16 protein-coding genes are annotated in these 19,957 nt (G+C 38.0%); 15 read left to right on the top strand and 1 reads right to left on the bottom strand.

The features are described 5' to 3' along the window. The first annotated feature begins 101 nt into the window (after nucleotides 1-101). The 6 genes from JEP40_RS02890 (at nucleotide 102) to JEP40_RS02865 (ending at nucleotide 8,128) form a co-directional block, all read left to right on the top strand. Entirely contained in the window at nucleotides 102-1,241 is a 1,140-nt protein-coding gene (locus tag JEP40_RS02890; RefSeq protein WP_198622384.1) for an ElyC/SanA/YdcF family protein, read from the top strand. Between the two features lie 661 nt (nucleotides 1,242-1,902). Beyond that, nucleotides 1,903-3,432 carry an alpha/beta hydrolase-fold protein gene (locus tag JEP40_RS02885; protein WP_232799137.1) on the top strand — a complete coding sequence of 510 codons (1,530 nt, stop codon included), beginning with the start codon at nucleotides 1,903-1,905 and terminating at the stop codon, nucleotides 3,430-3,432. A 201-nt stretch (nucleotides 3,433-3,633) separates the two neighbouring features. Beyond that, nucleotides 3,634-5,073, top strand: a complete 1,440-nt coding sequence (gene phoA / locus JEP40_RS02880) for an alkaline phosphatase (protein WP_198622383.1) — start codon at nucleotides 3,634-3,636, stop codon at nucleotides 5,071-5,073. Between the two features lie 417 nt (nucleotides 5,074-5,490). Beyond that, entirely contained in the window at nucleotides 5,491-7,122 is a 1,632-nt protein-coding gene (locus JEP40_RS02875; protein WP_198622382.1) for a Na/Pi cotransporter family protein, read from the top strand. A gap of 2 nt (nucleotides 7,123-7,124) precedes the next feature. Further along, nucleotides 7,125-7,673 (top strand): GNAT family N-acetyltransferase, encoded by a 549-nt coding sequence (locus JEP40_RS02870; protein ID WP_198622381.1) that lies wholly within the window; start codon nucleotides 7,125-7,127, stop codon nucleotides 7,671-7,673. Between the two features lie 191 nt (nucleotides 7,674-7,864). Next, nucleotides 7,865-8,128: a DUF1435 family protein gene (locus tag JEP40_RS02865; protein ID WP_198622380.1), complete on the top strand. Its 264-nt coding sequence runs from the start codon at nucleotides 7,865-7,867 to the stop codon at nucleotides 8,126-8,128. 178 nt (nucleotides 8,129-8,306) lie between these two features. Here the strand turns inward: JEP40_RS02865 and rsmC are convergent, their stop codons facing one another. Then, nucleotides 8,307-9,323, bottom strand: a complete 1,017-nt coding sequence (gene rsmC / locus JEP40_RS02860) for a 16S rRNA (guanine(1207)-N(2))-methyltransferase RsmC (protein ID WP_198622379.1) — start codon at nucleotides 9,321-9,323, stop codon at nucleotides 8,307-8,309. A gap of 129 nt (nucleotides 9,324-9,452) precedes the next feature. Here rsmC and JEP40_RS02855 point away from each other — a divergent pair, with 129 nt between their 5' ends. The 9 genes from JEP40_RS02855 to deoA all read left to right on the top strand — a co-directional run bounded on the left by JEP40_RS02855 (nucleotide 9,453) and on the right by deoA (nucleotide 19,939). Beyond that, nucleotides 9,453-9,863: a DNA polymerase III subunit psi gene (locus JEP40_RS02855; protein WP_198622378.1), complete on the top strand. Its 411-nt coding sequence runs from the start codon at nucleotides 9,453-9,455 to the stop codon at nucleotides 9,861-9,863. Beyond that, entirely contained in the window at nucleotides 9,832-10,278 is a 447-nt protein-coding gene (gene rimI, locus JEP40_RS02850; protein ID WP_198622377.1) for a ribosomal protein S18-alanine N-acetyltransferase, read from the top strand. The genes JEP40_RS02855 and rimI overlap by 32 nt, the downstream gene beginning before the upstream one ends. Nucleotides 10,279-10,981: 703 nt before the next feature. Further along, nucleotides 10,982-12,571 (top strand): peptide chain release factor 3, encoded by a 1,590-nt coding sequence (gene prfC, locus JEP40_RS02845; RefSeq protein ID WP_072069007.1) that lies wholly within the window; start codon nucleotides 10,982-10,984, stop codon nucleotides 12,569-12,571. A 709-nt stretch (nucleotides 12,572-13,280) separates the two neighbouring features. After that, a complete protein-coding gene (locus tag JEP40_RS02840; protein WP_198622376.1) occupies nucleotides 13,281-13,625 on the top strand; it encodes a BON domain-containing protein in 345 nt (114 codons plus the stop codon). Nucleotides 13,626-13,753: 128 nt separating this feature from the next. Then, nucleotides 13,754-14,809, top strand: coding sequence for a patatin-like phospholipase family protein (locus tag JEP40_RS02835; protein ID WP_198622375.1), 1,056 nt, complete (start codon nucleotides 13,754-13,756; stop codon nucleotides 14,807-14,809). 2 nt (nucleotides 14,810-14,811) lie between these two features. After that, nucleotides 14,812-15,594, top strand: a complete 783-nt coding sequence (locus JEP40_RS02830; RefSeq protein ID WP_198622374.1) for a TatD family hydrolase — start codon at nucleotides 14,812-14,814, stop codon at nucleotides 15,592-15,594. 353 nt (nucleotides 15,595-15,947) lie between these two features. Continuing rightward, the gene (locus JEP40_RS02825; RefSeq protein ID WP_198622373.1) at nucleotides 15,948-17,249 is read left to right on the top strand and encodes a NupC/NupG family nucleoside CNT transporter; all 1,302 of its coding nucleotides are present in this window, start codon (nucleotides 15,948-15,950) and stop codon (nucleotides 17,247-17,249) included. Between the two features lie 520 nt (nucleotides 17,250-17,769). Beyond that, nucleotides 17,770-18,549 carry a deoxyribose-phosphate aldolase gene (deoC, locus tag JEP40_RS02820; RefSeq protein ID WP_198622372.1) on the top strand — a complete coding sequence of 260 codons (780 nt, stop codon included), beginning with the start codon at nucleotides 17,770-17,772 and terminating at the stop codon, nucleotides 18,547-18,549. Nucleotides 18,550-18,616: 67 nt separating this feature from the next. Continuing rightward, the gene (gene deoA / locus JEP40_RS02815) at nucleotides 18,617-19,939 is read left to right on the top strand and encodes a thymidine phosphorylase (protein WP_198622371.1); all 1,323 of its coding nucleotides are present in this window, start codon (nucleotides 18,617-18,619) and stop codon (nucleotides 19,937-19,939) included. Nucleotides 19,940-19,957: the final 18 nt, after the last annotated feature.

The raw sequence follows: 19,957 nt of genomic DNA, 5'->3' as shown, positions 1-19,957 counted from the left end.
TCGGTGTGTATTTCTTTTGCCATTAGGTGTGAGGAGTCACACACTTTATCTTCATTCGCTCAGATGAAGAAGCAGACTATTTTTCATAAAAGGACAAGATAATGGCGCAACCTTCCCGTGTTTCACATCGTATTAAGAAAACGGTCATTTCGTTAGCGATTGCTGCTTTAGGTTTTACCGTCTCATCAACTGCATTGGCTTACCAAAAAGTTCATCAGCCAGATAATAGTTATCAGCAATATGTTTCTCAGCGTCAAACAGTTGATAGCTTGATCCAAGATGCGTTAGATGCCTTTAAATCACCAGCACGAGTGTCAGATGCAGGGTTTACGGGAAAACTGCCATCAAATATGGAAATAGTGGCGCAAAAACTGCAACAAGCTTATAAATTAGAACCTTACCGCCTCGATTTATTATTTAGCACCGCGAGTGCTTATATCTATAACAATGATGTTCCTCGCGCGATTACTATTTATAAACAGATTTTAGAAGCGGCTCCTGATGATATTGATGCGCTAATTTATGTCACTTCATGGGCTCGTTTTGAAGGTAAAGACAAAGAAAGTGAAGCGTATTTCAATAAATTGAAGTCATTAAATCCAGCTAAAGCTGAAGAGATTAGCCGTTTTTTTGCAGAGATTGATCGTGTCAGTAAAATGCCGTTAAGTGATAAATTAACTTCGGCGGATTTAGCAAAACTGAATAAAACCAAAGATAACAATGCGATAGTGACATTGGGTTATGCATTAAATCCCGATGGCACAATGAATAAGATTTTAATTGAACGCTTAAATAAAACCTTAGAAGTGGCTAAACAATTACCTGATGCCATGATTGTCGTTACGGGTGGCGTGCCAAAAGCACATCAAACGGAAGGTAAATTAATGGCGGATTGGCTGGTGAAAAACGGTATTGCACCAGAGCGTATTTTCCAAGAAAACTATGCCCGTACAACGGTCGAGAATGCATTATTTAGCCGTTATGCATTAACCAAACATCGTATTAAAACCGCAGTGATTATTAGTTCTGGTAGCCATGTCCGTCGTGCAGATGCGATTTTCACGCTTGCAAGCTGGCAAAGTGGTCCAAGTGATATTACTTACTTAACGGTTGTTGCACCTGATAAGCCATTAGCTGAATTACAAAAGGCGAGCAAATCAGATATACAAGGTATCTATCGTGATGGCTTAAAAGCATTAGGTTTATGGAGCTTCCGTAGCTATCCATTAGAAGAGCGTTAATTTAATTAAGCTAGAATAGAAACCTAATGATATGAATAAACTTCTAAATTGGGTTTCTATTTGCCGTAAGCTAACAACTTATGCTTTTAAATTTTATCAATGGAACTTTTTGAATAACATCATTCATTTGTTCTAGATTAGATCCTCCATCTAACACAAGATAAATATATTTTTCACCGACTAAACCAATACCCGATTTAGGGATATCAATATATTTTGGTGTACGTTTAAATAGGGTGTCTCGTTCTAATTCAAAATCGTTATATTAAAATGATACATAAATGGTGTCTGAATCCACTTCATATTTAACGTCTTCACTTACTTTAGAAGGATTGTTTTTCCATAGTTCAGAGGTAAAACATCCCGTCAAAAAAACATAATTAACACAATGTAACTGATGGAAAATACACGTATAAAATGTGTTTTTATCATAATCCCCCCCTTCTAAAAGTGTGCTTAAAAACATCCTTTGTTATTATTTAGTTTAGTGAATGTGCAATAGAAAAAAGAAAATTATTCAGTAGTGTGATTGATGATTATATTTTGTATCTTTATTTGAATTATTTAATTGAATTGATAACAATTATCATTACTATTGTCTATCACAATAGTTCATAACGAGAATAATAAAGTGAGAATTCCTCTGATGATATGTGCGTTGATGGCCTCTTTCCCCAGCTTCGCTAATTGCTTAACAGTGACCGAAAATAAAGAAATGACAGGCCAGTTTGATAACAACAATATGTTATGTTTTGTTGCTCATTTAGAAAGCCAACGTTATGTTGAATTAAACGTAAAAGGGATACAAAACCTGCGGTTAGAGAAACAAGATGGCACTCATATTCGTAGTTTATTAAAAGATATTCCTGCTGATGGGCAGCAGAAGGTGCGTTTTTTATTACCTGAAACCGCTAATTATCAATTAGTTGCACAAGGTGAAGCTAAAAAACAGTGGCAATTTATGCTAACAACACAACCTTATCAACCTTTAGATAAAGATGCTGGTATTGCACCAACTAGCCCCCGTTTACAAACGCTCGCTAAACAACTTGATCAAAAAAATATTCAGGCATTTTGGCAACAAATACGCCGAGAAGGGGCTCCTCTGATCGAGCCTTATGATAATGATAAAAAGAGAGTCACTTTTCTATGGCAAGGTGCCAAAAAGAATGTTTATTTATTGGGATCACCTGATGGTAATCATGATCCGTTAACGCATTTAGCGAATAGTGATATTTGGTATCGTAGTTATATCGTGCCTAACGACACATTAATGCAATATAAATTAGCGCCTGATGTCCCTATTATTGAAAATTCAGAGCCTTTTGAACAACGTCGCGCGATTTTAACCACGGCACAAGCCGATCCATTTAATTCCCAAAATTCACCAAGTCAATCTGAGGATATCTATAATCACTTTTCTTTATTGTCGTTAGACAGTAAACGTGAATGCCAATTGCCTGATATTCTTGATAGAGCAATGAAAGGCAAGACAGAGATTGTTCGCTTTCACAGTGAGATCTTAAATAATGATCGTGAAATTGCACTTTACCTGCCAGCCAAAAAAATGGAAACACCACGGATCCTCGTATTATTTGATGGTCAAACTTATCGTCGTCAATATGGCATTGATAAGTTTTTTGATAAACAGATCGAAGAAGGAAAATTGTCACCTATGATGATCCTATTTGTTGATAGTATTGATAGTGATCGCCGTAGTGTTGAATTACCCCCAAATCCTGACTTTTACCGTTTCTTGGCAGATGAATTATTTGTTTGGCTAGAAAAAGAAAAAGGTATTCACATATCAGGAGAAGAAACGATTGTATCAGGCTCAAGTTATGGTGGGTTAGCGTCTTCATGGGTCGCATTTAATCGTCCTGATCGCTTTGGTAAAGTGTTGAGTATGTCTGGCTCTTATTGGTGGGCACCTGAAAATGAAGAGCCTGAATGGCTAATCCGACAATTTGAGCAAGCGGATAAAAAACCATTACAGTTTTTCTTAGAAGCAGGACTGTTTGAAAGCCGTGGAGATAAAGGCGGGATTTTAAATAATAATCGCCACTTGAAACAGGTTTTAGAACAAAAAGGCTATCCTGTTCAATCACTCGAAATGGCCAGTGGGCATGATTATATTTCTTGGTGTGAAACACTGTATTTGGGTGCAAAAGCATTAACACAAGAAAATTAATATTTTAGGATCAGATCTTAATATAAGAGAAGCTTATACACGAGAATGCATTGTATAAGCTTCATTCTTGTCACCAATTTGTCATAAAGCTGTCATCAAAATCGCTTTTACTCTTCATTTCTTTGTCATTTAACTGCCGTAAGCTTTTTCTGACTTAAAACATTAACCCTGTTTTTTATTTTAGAGTGCAAGGAAAAAGCTATGTCTCATCGTTACCAACGTTCTATTTTATCCGTTATTGTAACAACGCTATTGGCTGGTGCGAGTTTTTCTTCTTTTGCAGCTCCCGTTGCTGCTGATGCAATTTTGGCACAAGATCGTGCAGCAAAAGGTAATATCACGGAATTTGGCGGTGCTCGCCGTATGACTCAAGATCAAACTGAGGCATTAAAAGCCGCTTTAAATAATAACCAAGCGAAAAATGTGATCCTCTTTATTGGTGATGGTATGGGGGATTCTGAAATCACTGTTGCACGTAACTACGCTGAAGGTGCGGGTGGCTTTTTTAAAGGTATTGATGCGTTACCAATGACAGGTCAATATACACACTATTCATTAGACAGAAAAACGCAAAAACCTAACTATGTAACAGATTCGGCAGCTTCAGCAACAGCATGGGCTTCTGGTGTGAAAACGTATAATGGTGCATTAGGGATTGATGTATTTGGTAAGGATCACCAAACCATTTTAGAATTAGCAAAAGCCAATGGAAAGGCTACGGGAAACGTGACTACATCTGAAATTCAAGATGCGACACCTGCCGCACTATTTTCTCATGTCACTGGGCGTAAATGCTATGGCCCTGTTGAAACCTTAGAAAAATGTTCAACTAATGCATTAGAAAATGGCGGTAAAGGTTCCATCTCTGAGCAGTTGTTAGTCACTCGCGCGGATATCACATTAGGGGGTGGTGCAAAAAGTTTTGCTCAAACTGCAGCTGTAGGCGAATACAAAGGTAAAACGTTAGAACAACAAGCGATTGAGCGCGGTTATCAAATCGTCAAAGATGCAAAATCGTTAGACGCAATTACCTTGGCAAATCAGGATAAACCGGTATTAGGTTTATTCCATGAAGGTAATATGGACGTTGCGTGGGAAGGCCCTAAAGCCGTTTATCATGGCAATATCAATAATCCGCCATTAGAGTGCAAACCTAACTCTAAACTCGATCCTAATGCGCCAACATTGGCACAAATGACTAAAAAAGCCATCGATGTATTGAAAACCAATGAAAATGGCTTCTTCTTACAAGTCGAAAGTGCCTCTATTGATAAGCAAGATCATAATGCTAATCCTTGCGGACAAATTGGTGAAACCGTTGCGTTAGATGAAGCTGTACAAATCGGTTTGGATTTTGCTAAACAAAATGGTGATACGCTGATTATTGTTACCGCTGACCATGCCCATTCAAGCCAGATTATTGAAGCTGATGTGAAATCAAGTGGGTTAACACAAGCACTTATCACCAAAGACGGTGCGGTTATGGTGGTGAATTACGGTAACTCAGAAGAAGAGTCTCAAGAGCATACAGGGGCTCAGTTACGTGTTGCTGCTTATGGTCCGCATGCGGCTAATGTGGTTGGATTAACTGACCAAACAGACTTGTTCTTTACAATGCGCGATGCAATGGGCCTGAAATAAATTTACGTTAATTCTATAGTCTGTCTGAACTTGTAGTCGAATTGCCTTACTAAATTGTTGTATTTTTACGCGACTTAGAGAGATACCCTCTAGTCGCGTTTTTTTATTAAAAATAAATAAAGAAATAAAATGATAATAAATCAATGGGTTATTTACAGTCTGATTTTGAAAGTTACACATTTTCTGTTATAATCAACAGAATTTACAAATAAATCCATGTAATATTCTCAATTTCTTCATTGATTATTGCACTTAAGTTGCAATATCTTTTTGTCTAATAACTCTCTACGTTATTTAGGCATTACCAATAAAAAATCTTTTCTCAGATATGTTATCTGCTCATGGTCTTTCTCTTTTTATGAGATTGAAGGAGAACAGAGTCAAACAAACAACGATAAAAATAAGGTTATTATTTCTATGCTGACACTGCTTCATTTACTCTCATCAGTCGCTCTTCTTGTCTGGGGAACACATATTGTTCGTACAGGGATAATGCGCGTCTTTGGCTCTGATTTGCGTCGGATCTTAGGTAAGAGTATTAATAAAAAATCCAACGCCTTCCTTGCAGGGGTGGGGGTAACGGCATTAGTTCAAAGCAGTAATGCGACGGCGCTTTTAGTTATCTCTTTTGTGACGCAAGGGCTTATTTCGATTACACCTGCACTTGTTATTATGTTAGGTGCAGATGTAGGTACTGCACTTATGGCGCGAGTGCTGACGTTTGATCTCTCTTGGTTATCTCCACTTCTTATTCTTATTGGTGTAATTACTTTTTTAAGTCGTAAAAAAGAGCGTGTTGGGCAACTTGGGCGTGTAGGAATTGGCCTTGGTTTAATTATTCTCGCTTTGCAACTTATCGTGACATCTGCAGAGCCAATTACCCATGCGAGCGCTGTACAAGCTATTTTTACATCATTAAGTGGAGACACTGTTTTAGCACTCTTAGTGGGTGCTTTGTTTGCCATGGTGAGTTATTCAAGCCTTGCTGCTGTATTATTAACTGCGACATTAAGTGCAACAGGGTTAATGCCTTTGTATATCAGCTTATGCATTGTGATTGGTTCTAATATTGGTAGTGGTTTGCTAGCATTAATGAGTAGCCGCGGACAAAATGTTGTTTCTCGCCAAGTTGTATTAGGAAGCCTATTTTTTAAATTGATTGGTGCGTTTCTGGTTTTACCTTGGATAACCTTAATTGCGGATAAAATTCAGCAATACGGTTTCTCTCCAGCAGAAGTCGTTATCTATTTTCATGTTATCTATAATCTTGCACGCTGTGTATTGATGATCCCTTTTGTCGGTATAATGGCAAAATTATGTCAGCGACTTATTCCTGAATTACCAGCCACAGGATCTGAAGTTGCACCTCGTTATTTGGATCAATCTGCTATTGATACTCCATCTCTAGCTATCGCTAATGCGGTTAGAGAATCACTACGATTAGGTGATGTTGTAGAACAAATGTTGCAACGTTTTACTGCATTAATGGAAGGTGATCGTCAGCAGAAAAGGGAAATTAGTCAGTTAGAAGAAGAGGTTGAATTACTCCATAGCAGTATTAAATTGTACATGGCACAAATTCAACAGCATGATCTGGGAACTGAAGATTCTCGTCGTTGGGCAGAAATTATTGATACAGCGATGAATTTACAACAATCATCCGCTATTATTGCGCGTATGTCAGTTGAAGTGGTGAGTAAAGGTTTAAACCATCACTTATTTTTATCGGAGGAAGGGCGTCGTGAATTACAGACACTCCTTGAGCGTCTGCAAAGTAATCTGAATCTGGCGATGTCGGTATTTGTTTCCGGCAACATGGAACATGCTCGTAAGTTACGTCGAGCAAAACATCGTTTCCGTTTACTCAACCAACGTTACTCGTTTGCACATGTAGAACGTCTTCATTTGCATAATATGCAAAGCATTGAAACCAGTTCTCTGCATACCAGTTTGCTTGGTGATATGAAACGGTTGAATTCCTTATTCTGTGCAGTGGCTTACCACGCACTAGAACGAAGTGAATCATCATCAGAACAGGTTAATCTTTAATAATGAAAAATGTTATTCGTCAATTAACACGAAATGAAATTCCACAAGTTTGGGAAATCGATAGAACTGAGCTTATTGAAAAGCTATATGTATTGAAAGAAGGAAAGTTGCTTTTATCAGAGCAGCGCTTTGATATGAAAGGTTGGCCAGAAGGTGAGGCCGAACATTACACCCCAGTTTTACTTGAAAGCTTTGATCGAGGAGCGCCTTTTTGGGGCGTTTTCGAACATGATCAATTGGTCGCAGCGGCAAGTGTTGATCCGAAAAAGCGCGGTAAGAATGGTAGTCTACTTCAACTCTCTTTTTTACATGTTAGTCACCAGCAACGCGGGCAAGGTTTAGCACGAATACTCTTTGACTATTGTGTGAAATATGCGAAGGAAAACGGTGCGGATGGATTATATATCTCATCAACACCTTCTGAAAATAGTGTGAATTTTTATCAGCATTTAGGGTGTCGCTTAATTGATATTCCTGATCCTGAACTTTATGAAAGAGAGCCAGAAGATATTCATTTGGTCTTTTATTTTATAAAACCAAATAACGCATAATTTCGTTTATTGATAACATAATAAAATCAAACGCCTTTTCGTGAGAATGAGAAGGCGTTTTTTATATTTTAGAAAATGCTTTAACCCTTTAAAAATTAAGGATATAGAGAGGTTTTTTTCTTTATATAAGTTGATTTAGCATTGGTGTTATATATAATAATGAAAATCATTATCATTAATGGTGAGTTATTATGGCTAAATCAACACGCTTATCTCCAATCGCTTCTTGGACATCTCGTATCAGTTTATGGGAAATGTTAGCTGTTTCTTCTTTACTCACAGTTATTATGCATTCTATTGCTGGAACATCTGCATTTACGTTAGTTTTAGTTGTTTCAATGTTGCTATCAACATTGATGTTATTCCATAAGAAATTACAGATGTGGGTGATGATCCCTGCGGGTGTTGTGTTGACTTATAGCTTAATGACATTGTTAGTCACATATTATGGCTAATGAATAGAGAGCAATAAAAGGATTGTTAACAGGGGATTATCATAAGGAAAAGAAAGGTTAATTGAGTGGTGCGAAGAGAGGGACTTGAACCCCCACGTCCGTAAGAATGCTAACACCTTGAATTATCAATTAAAATTAGCTCCAAAAACAAAGCCCTGCTTTTCAACAGGGCTTGTGATTAATCTTTTTTCGTGGCTTGGTAAACTTTAAATTTACCTGTTGATGCAAGCACTTCATGAGAGCCAAATACATGATCCAATATGTCTGGATAAGGGATAAAGGAATTCGCTACAATGCGTAATTTACCGCCTTTTTTCAGGTAATTTGGTGCAAGGCGAATAATATCTTCAGCGGCTTCATAGCTTGTACCTAAACCATCATGGAAAGGTGGATTTGAGATTATCCAATCATAAGTTTCTTCAACGGCAGAATAGACATTACTCGCAATTACTCGACCTTCTAATTCATTCACATTTAATGTCGCAATACTGGAAGAAATTGCAGCTGCATTTACGTCACATAAGGTGAGTTTCAGCATTGGGTTTTTCTTGCCTAATACTGTAGCAAGAACACCACAGCCACATGCCATATCCAGTAAATCGCCAACCATTGCATCATTAAAAGTTGAAAGTAATAAACGGCTACCTTCATCTAATGCGTTTTGGCTAAAGACACCAGGTAATGTCATTACGGTTAAATCGTCATGGCGATAAGTTTGCCACCAGTTATTACGGTCAAACAGTGTTTGATATGTTTGTGTACCAAAAAATAAGCTACAACGGCGTGCTGAATCTATTTTTTTAAGTTTAGCGATACCGTTCATTAGTTCGGTTGCACTTTTAACACCGCTACGGTTTTCACCAACGATAAAGATTTCAGTACCCACTTGTAAATTAGAGCAAAGGCTACGTAGTTGGAAAGTGGCTTCGTTTTTATTTTTAGGCCAAAAATAGATCAAGGTATTGCAATATTTTACAAAGGATTGATCTGCAACTAAACCGAAGAGTGCGTTATCACCCATTGATTTTAGTAATGGTAACCATTGGTGATATTGGTTTGTATATGCTCTGACACTTTTCGCCTGGATCTGTGATGCGAAAGTATCTTGAAGATCACCTGCAATAAGTACATGCCTGTCTGCGAAATGATCTAGGTGACGAAGAATAACTTCGCTAGCAGGGGACAGTGAGGACATTATGATTATTACTCCTTAAAAAACATGAGACGCATGATATCAGATATAAAGAAACCGACGCTATTTATTGGCGTAGTTTATGCCCTCTGATACTATGTACCGTTGTTCTACACTTGATAGGTAAGCATAATGAGCCGTAAAGACAGAATGTTATCCCAACTAGGAATTCGTCAGTGGGTACTTCGTAAGCCTGCTGTGTTAAAAGGCGAGCATTCTGTTCAATTTCCGGGTACAACACGTTTACTTATCATTACTGATGATACCGTTGATCTAAATAACGGGCTTTTCTCTGATATTTTTAGCGCCATGGGGATAGATAAAAACGAAATCTATTGTATTACAACAGATGATGTGAGCATGCTCACAGAATCATTTGATCTTCCCTGCTGGTTATTAGGCACTGATCTCATTCTTCCCTCTGAATATACTTCTTTGAGAAGCCCTTCATTGCATCAATTATATATTGATGCCGATGCAAAACGCGATCTTTGGAAACAAATCTATCAATATGAAGACCATTTCCCCCTTAAACCCTGCTGATTTACCTTTAGCATGGCAAATAGAAAAATTAAGTCATTCATTCCCTTGGAGTGAAGAAACATTTTATAGTAACCAAGGAAGTCATTATTTTAATCTGAAAATTTGCATTGATAATATTATTGTAGGTTTTGCAATTACGCAATTAATATTAGATGAGGCAACACTTTTTAATATCGCAATCCATCCTGATTATCAGGGAAAAGGTTATGGTAAGGCACTTTTATTAGAACTAATTGAAAAACTTGAGAAAAAAAATATCATCACCTTGTGGTTAGAGGTGCGAGAATCTAATGAAAAAGCGTTCAATCTCTATGAATCTATAGGATTTAATTTCGTTTCGAAACGCAAAAACTATTACCCAACAAAAACGGGAAATGAAGATGCGATTATCATGGCCTATCCTATTTCCTTCTAACTAAATATTTATTTAAGTTAAATTTAAAGCGCCTTATTTTGGGCGTTTTTTTTTATTTTATATAGAGTGGTTGAGGTTTGTTTTTTATTAATTTTATTTAAAATTTATCTTTATTTTTACTTAATGGAAATTAATTAAGCTAATTTCACTTTAGTCATACTTTTATTGTAAAGTTAATGTGATTATAACGGTGTTAAAATAGTGAATGATATATAAAATAAATAAATCGAGTATTTGGTTTTTTTTTAATAAAGTGACTAGTCTCTAAATATAACGAATTAAATTTAAAATAAATGTGCATATTATTTTAAATATTATATTCAATCCCGATTTTAACCGAAAATAAATAGGCTTAATCTTCGTATTATGGTAGGCCATAAATGAAACTTGTAAATTTTTTTAGCAAATAGCTACTCTTTTTGAGTATCAATGAAAATAATGTGTTGGTCATACAAGGTCTGAGATAGATTTTCGTCTCTATGGTGTAAATAGCTACGATTAATTTTTTCAAATACTAGGCATCACTCCCTCAAGCAGATAAAATAGTAACCATTGATTGTTTATACAGACAAGATAGGCGAAAATAAGCGCCAATTAAGATTAACTTGCGGGTTGAATGTCTTTATAGTCACTTTAATTATTAGTTATATAAATATATCAGTGCTTTGCATTCACTCGTCTATCAACTAGAAGATCACCATTGATGTCTAATCCTATTTTTCAGCAAGAAGTTGCTCGTCGTAGAACTTTTGCCATTATTTCTCACCCCGATGCGGGTAAAACAACCATCACTGAAAAAGTGTTGTTGTTCGGACAAGCTATTCAACGCGCAGGAACCGTAAAAGGGCGTGGTTCAAATCAGCATGCAAAATCTGACTGGATGGAAATGGAAAAACAACGTGGTATTTCTATTACAACATCAGTTATGCAATTCCCTTATGCGGATTGTCTAGTTAACTTACTCGATACCCCAGGGCACGAAGACTTCTCTGAAGATACTTATCGTACTTTAACAGCTGTTGACTGCTGTTTAATGGTAATAGACTCCTCTAAAGGGGTCGAAGATCGTACACGTAAGTTAATGGAAGTAACACGTTTACGTGACACGCCAATTCTGACTTTTATGAATAAACTCGACCGTGATATTCGTGATCCAATGGAAGTCATGGACGAAGTTGAAACTGAGCTGAAAATTGCCTGCAGTCCTGTTACTTGGCCTATTGGTTGTGGAAAGCTCTTTAAAGGGGTTTATCACATTCTGAAAGATGAAACTTATCTTTATCAAACAGGTCAAGGTCACACTATCCAAGATTCTCGCGTTATCAAAGGATTAGATAACCCAGAGCTTGATGAGGCGATAGGTGATGATTTAGCAAGCCAATTACGTGACGAATTAGAGTTAGTATTAGGTGCATCTCATGAGTTTGATCATGAAGCCTTTTTAGCAGGTGAATTAACTCCAGTGTTCTTTGGTACAGCATTAGGTAATTTTGGTGTTAACCATATGCTCGATGGCCTTGTAAAATGGGCGCCAGCACCAATGCCTCGCCAAACAGATATGCGCCAAGTTACAGCTAATGAAGAAACGTTCACCGGCTTTGTTTTTAAGATCCAAGCAAATATGGATCCTAAACACCGCGACCGTGTAGCCTTTTTACGTGTTGTATCTGGTATGTATGATAAAGGTATGAAATTACATCAAGTCCGAATCAAAAAAGATGTAGTGATTTCAGATGCACTAACCTTTATGGCGGGCGACCGTTCTCATGTTGAACATGCTTACCCTGGGGATATTATTGGTCTTCATAACCACGGTACCATTCAAATTGGTGATACTTTTACTCAAGGTGAAATTCTGAAATTTACGGGTATTCCGAACTTTGCGCCAGAGTTATTCCGCCGTATTCGTCTACGTGATCCGTTAAAACAGAAACAGCTACTTAAAGGATTGGTACAGTTATCAGAAGAAGGTGCCGTACAAGTCTTTAGGCCATTGGCGAATAACGATTTAATCGTCGGTGCTGTCGGTGTACTTCAGTTTGATGTGGTTGTTGCAAGACTTAAGAGTGAATATAACGTAGAAGCGATTTATGAATCCGTTAACGTTTCAACGGCACGCTGGGTTGAGTGTGATAACGAGAAAAAACTCGAAGAATTTAAACGTAAAAATGAACAAAACTTGGCACTAGATGGTGGTGATAACTTAACGTATATCGCACCAACGATGGTTAACTTGAACTTAACGCGTGAGCGTTATCCTGATGTTGAATTTCATCAGACTCGAGAACACTAATATACTCGTCATACTTCAAGGTGTAGCGTTGTTGACTGCGTTCATTCGCACTAGTCACATACTGATGTATGCTCCTAGCGACTCATTCGCTTGTCGCCTAGCTACATCTTGAATTATTTAGAGTAAGAGTGCTGTCATACCTTGAACTCTTTAGAGTAAGAGTATAGTCATACTTCAGGGTGTAGCGTTGTTGACTGCGTTCATTCGCACTAGTCACATACTGATGTATGCTCCTAGCGACTCATTTACTTGTAGCCTAGCTACATCTTGAATTATTTAGAGTATTTAACTTAATGAAAAGGCCGCATTTTTTAATGTGGCTTTTTTGTTTCTTCGTGTCATCGCGTATTAATTAACAATAATGCTCTGTGAAATACTCTATTTCTTTATCAAATTCGTTTTATATACCCTGAATATCCTGCCTAAAAGCCCTTCTTAACTTGGAATTACTCTTTTTTTTTTCTGTTAACATGATGCCCGTTTTTACACTTATTTATAAACATATGTAAAATTTTTTATAGTTTTATTTGTTATTATTAGAATAAAATTACTAGGATTAGTCTTTATTTGCTATTTTTTGCTTTATTTAACTCAAATAGCTTATTAGTGTAATAGCTTAGATTGTTAAAATTTTGTAGTACTTCATAAAAATAAAGATATTAAAACACACATATTTCCTAACTCAATTATTGTGATTAAGGGGAGAGCAATGAAACAATATAAAACGTTTAAATTAGCATTATTCATGTCCATGGGGCTTGCTTTTATTAGTATGGGAGCATCAGCTGAAACATCATGGTATAGCGAAATTAATAGTGGAACGAATAATACAGGCTACGCTATCAGTGATACGGCTATTTCTACAAAAATTAAAAATACATTATTACCGATCGAAAGTATTGATAGTGAATCGCTTTCTATTCGTACAGAATTTGGTCATGTATTTATGACTGGCTTTGTGAAGAATAAAGAACAAGAAGCGCAAATTATGCAAATTATTGAAAAAGTAGAGGGCGTAAAAAGCGTTGATTCTTCAGTAAATATTCGATCTTAAATTAAGATACGTTACTTTAACGGGTTAAAAATAAGAAAATCACAAATTTTATTTGTATGAATACGTAAAAAGAATGACGCCGAAAAAATGTGCGGGTATCCTTTGTTAAGTTGTATAAAGGAGACATTATGGGGAAGTATATACCTGTCACATTAAATAATATTACAGCACTCGAATTTCAATCATCTCTACCACAAGGTAAAGTGGCTTTAGTCTGTGAAGGCGGAGGTCAACGTGGGATCTTTACCGCAGGTGTTCTTGATGAATTTATGCGTTCACAATTCGATCCCTTCGATATTTTGCTTGGGGTGTCTGCGGGTGCACAAAATTTGTCCGCTTTTGCCTGTGGTCAGCGTGGCTATGCGCGTAAAATTATTAATCGTTATACAACTAATAATCAATTTTTTAATCCTATCCGATTTGTCCGTGGCGGTAATTTATTAGATTTAGATTGGTATATAGAAATGACGGCAAAAGAAATGCCTCTTGATATGCCAACAGCATTACGGCGTTTTGACACTGGCCGCGAATTTTATATGGTAGCCAGTCGTTCTGATAATTTCCAAGCAAATTATTTTCAACCGGATGAGCTAACTTGGCTTGATATCATCAAAGCATCTAGCGCAATTCCTGCTTTTTACCGTAATGGTGTTTTATTTCATGATGTTGTCTATCATGACGGTGGAATAAGTGATGCTATTCCTGTCAGGGAAGCTTATCGACGAGGCTGTCGTACTATTGTTGTTGTGCGCACCGTCCCTTCTGAATACCAATATACAACAGAGTGGGTCGATCGTATGGGGAAATGGTTCGAAAATAGCCGTTTGCAACGTTTTATGGCAATGGCTCAAGTTCACATTGAAACCTATACCGAAACACTTAAATTTATTCAATCGCCTCCAGAAGATGTTGTTGTTATTGAAATCTATCCGCCAACGACATTGCAATCGAGTGCATTAGGGAGTCGTTTAAATGCATTAAATCATGACTATCATGTGGGTAGGCGCTGTGGACGCTATTTTTTAGCAACAATAGGCCAGCATTTTTCTAAGAAAAAATTCAAACAGCACGATAAAAAAATCTTTAGTTTATTTGAGCAAGAAGCAAAGGCGGATAAAGCGGAGGATGCTTCTATTATTCAACAAGGAACAAGAAGTGTTCACCCTGATGTAAGGCAGGTTTAGGAATGAATAAATTTATTGATACTCACTGTCATTTTGACTTTCCTGTTTTTTATAATGATATTGCGGATAGCTTATCTTTAGCACATCAAGCGCAAGTTGAAAAAATCATTATTCCAGCCGTTGCTCGTTGGAATTTTGATGTAGTGACTGAGTTATCAAATGAATATCCTCAATTATATAGTGCATTAGGATTACACCCTTTATATATTGAAGAGCATACAGAACAACATCTCATTGAATTAGAACAGAAATTAAAAATAGATCCTCGTTGTGTTGCTGTAGGGGAAATTGGGCTGGATGACTATATGGATAATCCTCAACTAGAAAAGCAGGAACGTTTTTTAATTGCACAACTTAAATTGGCGGCTAGGTTTGATTTGCCCGTTATTTTACACTCACGTAAAACTCACGATAAGTTAAGTGCGCTGTTACGTCGTTATGATGTTCCTCGTAAAGGGGTTGTACATGGTTTTGCCGGAAGCCAGCAACAAGCTGAAAAATTTATTCAGCAAGGTTATTTTATTGGTGTTGGTGGCACGATTACTTATGAACGCGCACAAAAGACACGTCGAGCAATGGCTTCATTACCACTCGAATCGCTATTACTAGAAACAGATGCACCTGATATGCCAGTGAGTGGTTTCCAAGGTGAGCCTAATCGGCCTGAACGTATTCAATATGTTTTTTCCCAACTCTGTGAGTTGCGTCAAGAACCATCTGAGGTAATTGCACAGCAACTCTATCTTAATAGCCTACAATTATTTCGGTTAAAAGATAATGCCTAGTTGTTGAATTGAATTTAATTCATCCTAAGATTAAAAACTCATCTCAATTTAATCGTATTTATATGAATAAGGTGTTTATTTAACTTTATTGTCTAAGATTGGATGCAGGGTTTGTTAATCATATGATATTTTCTCTTTATTCAACCTATTCAATAAATGCGTTTTCCGCTCTTTTTATGTGATCTACTTCTCATTTACGACCTTTTTGTTACTTTTTTCAGATCCTATTTGTGATGGATGTTGAGGGTTCTTTTCTTAGACTAGGTATAATTATCCGGCAAAAAGAGTCAATAAGCTCTGACTAGAGCGTTATTGATAATCCATTAAATTTTTATATGAACAGGGATCCTTCAATGCAACTCATTATGAGCTTGGTCGGAATGGTAACATTAATATTGATAGCCATTCTGTTTTCCAGCAATCGACGTGCAATTAGACTACGTACAGTTGGTGGCGCATTCCTTATTCAAATTGGCTTAGGTGCATTTGTTCTTTATTCTGACGGTGGTCGCGAGGTACTTCTTGCGGTTTCTGATGCCGTTAAAAATGTTATTGATTATGGCAATAATGGGATGAGTTTCCTATTCGCAGGCCTAGTATCAGATAAAATGTTCGAGTTGTTTGGTGGTGGCGGTTTCGTATTCGCCTTACGTGTACTGCCTGTTATCGTGTTCTTCTCTTCTCTAATTGCAGTGCTGTATTACCTTGGCATTATGCAAATTGTCATTAAAATTCTTGGTGGTGGCTTACAAAAAGTACTTGGCACATCACGAACTGAATCTATGTCTGCCACGGCAAATATTTTCGTTGGACAAACAGAAGCGCCACTTGTTGTTCGCCCTTATATTGCAAGAATGACGACCTCTGAACTCTTTGCTGTTATGTGTGGTGGCTTAGCCTCTGTTGCGGGTTCAGTACTTGCTGGATATGCTAGCATGGGCGTGCCGTTGGAGTATTTGATCACCGCATCCTTTATGGCGGCTCCAGGTGGTTTACTCTTTGCTAAGTTGTTGATCCCTGAAACAGAAACGCCAGATGATCAAAAAGATGCACTTGATAAAATGGCGGATGACGAAAAGCCTGCCAATATTATCGATGCTGCAGCTGCCGGCGCATCTTCAGGCTTACAGCTTGCCCTAAACGTAGGTGCCATGTTACTTGCTTTCGTTGCATTGATCGCATTAGTTAATGGTATCCTTGGTGGTATTGGTGGCTGGTTTGGTTATGAGAATTTCTCATTAGAACTAGTGTTAGGTTGGGTGTTTGCACCAATTGCCTTCCTGATTGGTGTACCTTGGAGTGAAGCGACCATTGCAGGCTCATTTATTGGACAAAAAATTGTTATCAATGAGTTCTATGCTTATTCTGAATTTAGTAAATACCTGAAAGAAGATGCATTAGTCGCAGGCTCTGGATTAGTGGTGCTATCTGCCCAAACGAAGGTTATTATCTCCTTTGCATTATGTGGTTTTGCTAACCTCTCTTCTGTTGCTGTACTGCTAGGTGGTTTAGGTGGAATGGCACCAAACCGTCGTAAAGATGTGGCTCGTTTAGGAATGAAGGCCGTACTAGCTGGTACACTCTCTAACTTAATGAGCGCAACAATTGCAGGATTCTTCTTTGCATTAACGGCAATGGCAGTTGTTGCCGCTTAATTGATTTAGTTGTAAAGAGCAGATGGGTATTTTACCTATCTGCTCTTTTATGTTTGTTTTCTGCTGTAATGTTAACTACTTTTATTGTGTGAGATATTTCGCAGATTGTATTGAATATGGTCACAAAGGTTGTCATTTAATGCGTATTACACTTTTTTTGCGTTATAAAGACGACTTAAAAACGGTATTCAAGTAACATTAAACCAGAAAATGACCTAATTGTGATATCTATCACGTTTTTATGTTATTGCTTGCAAGTTACATTTGATTAGTGTGACGTAAAGCACATCTAATTGTTCCTTAGCGTGTTCAAATAAGATGTGCTGAAACTTCATGGAATGGCGAAGGCTCAATGACGGGTCGCCGAAGTGAGCATAGCGCGGTGAGAGGGAGCTCAGCTGTCGTTGTAGCACTAGTTACAACAACATCTTCAAGGAACCAAGTCCGCTCGCCAACAAATTTAATCGCTAACCTTAAGCGTATGCCCAAAAGGGCTTAAGAAACATCGTTGGAGAGTTTTATGACAGATTTAACCGCTGCAGCGCGCCTTGCGCTGTCTTTGATGGATTTAACTACATTAAATGATGATGACACTGATGCAAAAGTGACTGCGTTATGTCATCAGGCTAAAAGCCCAGAAGGCAATACAGCCGCTATTTGTATCTACCCACGCTTTATTCCGTTAGCACGTAAAGTGTTACGCGAACAGGGTACACCAGAAATCCGTATCGCAACCGTAACTAACTTCCCTCATGGTAATGATGATTTAGATATCGCATTAGCAGAAACCAATGCGGCATTAGCTTATGGCGCAGATGAGGTTGACGTAGTTTTCCCTTACCGTGCATTAATGGCAGGTAACGAGCAAATCGGTTTTGATATCGTTAAAGCATGTAAAGAAGCTTGCGCAGAAGCAGGTTCTTTATTGAAAGTCATCATTGAAACGGGTGAGCTGAAAGATCCTGCTCTTATCCGTAAAGCCTCTGAAATTTCAATCAAAGCGGGTGCTGACTTTATTAAAACTTCCACAGGTAAAGTACCTGTAAATGCAACACTGGAAAGCGCTGAGTTAATGATCCAAGTGATCCACGATATGGGTGTTGGCAAAGAAGTTGGTTTTAAACCTGCAGGTGGTGTTCGTACCGCTGAAGAAGCTGCTCAATATCTAGCATTAGCTAACCGCATTATGGGTGACAACTGGGTTGATGCCCGTCACTTCCGTTTTGGCGCATCAAGCTTGTTAGGTAATTTATTAGCCACTTTAGGTCATGGCGAGCAAAAATCGTCTAGTGGTTACTAATCCATTCGTGTAATACGCCCACGTTTTATAGTGGGCGTTATCAATGCTATAAAGCCAGGAGGTTGCAGTGTTTCTTGCCCAAGAGATTATTCGTAAAAAACGTGATGGTCATCCTTTAACAGAGGAAGAAATTCGTTTTTTCATTAATGGCGTCAGAGATAATACTGTTTCTGAAGGTCAGATTGCTGCATTAGCAATGACTATTTATTTCCACGATATGACGATGCCTGAGCGTGTTGCTCTGACATTAGCTATGCGTGATTCCGGTACAGTATTGAACTGGAAAAGCCTAAATTTAAACGGTCCAATTGTTGATAAACACTCAACCGGTGGTGTAGGTGATGTCACTTCACTGATGTTAGGGCCAATGGTTGCCGCGTGTGGCGGTTATGTTCCTATGATTTCAGGTCGTGGATTAGGTCATACAGGCGGAACATTAGATAAACTCGAAGCTATTCCAGGTTTTGATATCTTCCCTGATGATGAGAAATTCCGCGATATTATTCGTAACGTGGGTGTTGCTATTATCGGACAGACTAATTCATTAGCACCTGCTGATAAACGCTTTTATGCTACCCGTGATATTACTGCTACAGTTGATTCAATCCCTCTTATCACCGCCTCTATTTTAGGTAAAAAATTAGCCGAAGGCTTAGATGCATTAGTGATGGACGTTAAAGTGGGATCGGGTGCCTTTATGCCAACTTATCAGAAATCTGAAGAGCTGGCAGAGTCTATTGTTCAAGTAGCAAACGGCGCAGGCTGTCAAACTACAGCACTGTTAACGGATATGAACGAAGTTCTGGCTTCTAGCGCAGGTAATGCTGTTGAAGTTCGTGAAGCAGTTCAATTCTTAACAGGTGAATACCGTAATCCTCGTCTATTTGAAGTCACTATGGCGCTGTGTGTTGAAATGTTAGTATCAGGCCGTTTAGCGGACTCACGTCAACAAGCTCGTCAAAAACTGCAAGATGTGTTGGATAACGGTAAAGCGGCAGAAGTCTTTGGTCGTATGGTTGCGGCACAGAAAGGCCCATCTGATTTTGTTGAAAACTACAATAAATACCTGCCAACTGCGGTATTAAGTAAACCTGTATTTGCTGAGAAAACTGGTTTTATCACAGCAATGGATACACGTGCATTAGGTATGTCTGTTGTGACATTAGGTGGTGGTCGTCGTAAAGCCACTGATGCAATTGATTATAGTGTGGGATTAAGCGACATCGTAGCGCTTGGTGCTGAAATCAATAAAGACACTCCATTAGCGATGATCCATGCTAACAGTGAAAAATCATGGCAAGAAGCTGCGGCTGAAGTCCGTAAAGCGATGGTAATTGGTGATAGCAAATGTGAAGCCTCACCAATGGTGTACCGTCAAATCAGCGAATAAGAACTCAATTACGATTTA

Origin of the sequence: Proteus vulgaris (assembly GCF_016239305.1) — a bacterium.
GTDB lineage: Bacteria > Pseudomonadota > Gammaproteobacteria > Enterobacterales > Enterobacteriaceae > Proteus > Proteus vulgaris_C.
Note: the sequence above shows the minus strand (reverse complement) of the source record. Positions and strands in the feature narration are given on the sequence as shown.